This window comes from Sphingomonas bacterium (genome assembly GCF_903643065.1).
Classification (GTDB): domain Bacteria; phylum Pseudomonadota; class Alphaproteobacteria; order Sphingomonadales; family Sphingomonadaceae; genus Sphingomonas.
The window spans coordinates 1-2,548 of record NZ_CAHJWX010000476.1 but is presented as its reverse complement, the minus strand read 5'-3'; the positions used below and the strand labels follow the sequence as shown (position 1 = coordinate 2,548).

The window sequence follows — 2,548 nt, the reverse complement described above, 5'->3', positions numbered from 1 at the left end:
GCGATCGGCGCCGCCTTGTCGGGCCCGCTCGATCCGCTCGATCCCGGCGCCGCCGACCGCGTGGGCGATGCGCTGTTCGCGACGGCGGCCACCCCGGCGGCCACCATCGCCCTCGCCTCCCCCGATCCCGACGATCTCACGCTGCGCCACGCCCGCCAGCTCGCGCTCGCCGAGCGCGTCCTCCACGCCCCGGACGTACCGGCCGCGATCCTCGCCCGCGCGCGCGCCGACGCCGCCCGGATTGCATGCGCCGCGCCGCCGGGGCAGATGGATGCGGGCGACGTCTGGGTGTTCATGGCATGAGCGGCTTCGGCTACCGGATCGATCGTGACGGCACTGCGGCGCGCATCGAGGTCGACGAGACGCTCGCCGCCGACGCGCCGCTGATCTGGACGCACCTGTCCACCACCACCGGGCAGGCGCAGACCTGGCTACGCGACGAGGCCAAGCTTCAGCCCTATGTCATCGAGGCGCTCACCGCCGCCGAGTCGCGGCCGCGCTGCGAACAGTTCGAGCATGGCGCGCTGATCAACCTGCGCGGCCGCGCGGTGGAGGAGCTGTCGAGTTCCGACCCGCTCGCCTCCGTGCGCCTGTGGGGGATCAGGGGCCGCGTCTTTTCCGTCACCGACGAGCATCTGCTCGCCACCGACGAGGTGGAGAAGATGGTCGGGCGGGGCGAGGTGCGCGATCCCGGGGACCTGATCGCCGCCTTTGCCGGCGCCATCACCAGCGATCTGGACCCGTTCGTCGCCGATCTCGGCGACAATCTGGACGATTGCGAGGAACAGCTGACCACCGAGCGCGCCTTTGAGCTGCGCCGGAGCGTCGCGCGGGTCCGCGTCAAGGCGATCGGCTTTCGCCGCTTCCTTCAGCCGCAGCGCGCGGCGCTGGAGAAGCTGGCGGCGCTGCCTGGCGACTGGCTGGAGGACGACGACCGCATGCACCTCGCCGCCGCCGCCGACCGCGCCGCGCGCATGGCGGAGGAGCTGGACAGCATCCGCGAGCGCGCCGGGCTGATGCACGAGACGCTCACCGACCTGCGCGCCGAGCAGCTCGATCAGCGCGGGCTGCTGATCTCGATCATCGCGATGATCTTCCTGCCGCTGACCTTCATCACCGGGCTCTACGGGATGAACGTCAAGGGCCTGCCGGGCGCCGAGGAGCCATGGGCGTTCGACGCGATCGGCATCGCCTGCATCCTCATCGCGGTCGCCGTGATCGGCTGGTTCGCGCTACGCCACTGGTTCCGGGGCTAGGCTTCCTCACCGTTCGTCCCGAGCGAAGTTTAGGGGACCGAGCCTGGTACGGTGTCTTGACCCCTCGTCGAGGCTCGGGAGAGCCTTCGCTCGACACGAACGGGTCAGGCTTCAATCTGAACAGGACAAATCCTAGGCTTCCTCACCGTTCGTCCCGAGCGAAGTCGAGGGACCGCGTCGGGCGCATGTCTCGACGTCGCTCGACATGAACGAGCGTGATGCAGGTCGCAGCCGCAACCTACGCCGCCCGCGCCTGCCGCCACGCCGCCGCGATCTCGGCGAGCGTGTCGGCCAGCGTGTGGAACGGCGCGGGGTCATGGCCCAGCGCCGCCTTGAGCAGCGTCGCGCGGGCACCGGCGTACAGCGTGGCGAGCGTGCGCGAGACGTCGCCGCCCGCCTCGAAATCCAGCCCCGCGTCCAGCGCGAAGAGGATCACCGTCGCGCGCTGCACCCGGTCGCCACGCTGCGCGAAGCGGCGATGCTCGGCCGCCCAGGCGGCGGCGCGCAACGCCGCGACCAGCTCCTCGTACAGCAGTTGCACCAGCGCCGGCCCGTCCGCCCCGGCGGTGCGCCCCACCACGTCGATCTGGCGATAGGTCGCGGCGGGATCGCGCAGCAGCGCGGATGCATAGGCCATCAGCTGGTGCTCTTCGTCCAGACGTCGATCTGCTGCGTCAGGAACGCCTGGGTCGACTTATAGGCGGCGACGCGCGAGTCCATCGTCGCGAACTGCGCGGTCAGGCGATCGGTCATCGCGGCGGCGTCGTCGCTGGCCTTGCCCTGCGCGACGCCGACCCTGTCGGCCGCCGCCTGGAACTTGGCCGTCTCCGCGTCGAACCCATAGTCGCGCGCCGTCGCCCGCGTCGCGATCGCCGACAGCGCGGTCGACAACCCCGTCCCGCTCGCGAACATCGCCTCCGCCGCTGCCGGAAAGCGGCGCAGCCGGTCCGCGAGCTGCGTCGCGTCGAGCGACAGCGAGCCGTCGCGGTTGGTCTTGACGCCCAGGTCGGCGAGCGTGCGCGGGGCCGCGTCCCCGCCCGTCGCCAGCACCGTGGCCGGCAACTGGCCGAGCGACCGAAGCAGCGCCCGGGCCGCCGGGTCGGCGCGCAGCTCGCCCGTCTTTGCATCCAGTTCGGTCGCGAGCTGCGCATGCAGCGCGTTGTAGGTGTCGACGAAGTCCGACACCGCCTGGCCGATCGCCGCCGTCGGCGCGGCGGTGCCCAGCGTCGTGTGCCCCGTGCCCGCCAGCGTCAGCGTCACGCCCGGCACCAGATCGGCGACGGTGTTGACCG

Annotated in this window: 3 protein-coding genes and 1 pseudogene; 2 read left to right on the top strand and 2 right to left on the bottom strand. The window is 71.9% G+C overall.

Translation table 11 applies throughout. The features are described 5' to 3' along the window. A pseudogene (locus HUU95_RS14090) lies at positions 1 to 303 on the top strand (siroheme synthase); the annotation flags it as partial. Further along, positions 300 to 1,256, top strand: coding sequence for a CorA family divalent cation transporter (locus HUU95_RS14085; RefSeq protein ID WP_174280672.1), 957 nt, complete (start codon positions 300 to 302; stop codon positions 1,254 to 1,256). The pseudogene HUU95_RS14090 and the gene HUU95_RS14085, both read left to right, overlap by 4 nt. Before the next feature lie 238 nt (positions 1,257 to 1,494). Here the strand turns inward: HUU95_RS14085 and HUU95_RS14080 are convergent, their stop codons facing one another. Both HUU95_RS14080 and fliD read right to left on the bottom strand, forming a co-directional pair. After that, positions 1,495 to 1,893, bottom strand: coding sequence for a flagellar protein FliS (locus HUU95_RS14080; protein ID WP_174280671.1), 399 nt, complete (start codon positions 1,891 to 1,893; stop codon positions 1,495 to 1,497). After that, positions 1,893 to 2,548: flagellar filament capping protein FliD (gene fliD, locus HUU95_RS14075; RefSeq protein WP_174280670.1), on the bottom strand; the 656-nt coding region annotated here is incomplete at its 5' end. The genes HUU95_RS14080 and fliD, both read right to left, overlap by 1 nt.

Coding starts and splice junctions, on each gene's coding strand:
- HUU95_RS14080 (WP_174280671.1), bottom strand. CDS start 1,893: ATGGCCTATGCATCCGCGCTGCTGCGCGATCCCGCCGCGACCTATCGC.
- HUU95_RS14085 (WP_174280672.1), top strand. CDS start 300: ATGAGCGGCTTCGGCTACCGGATCGATCGTGACGGCACTGCGGCGCGC.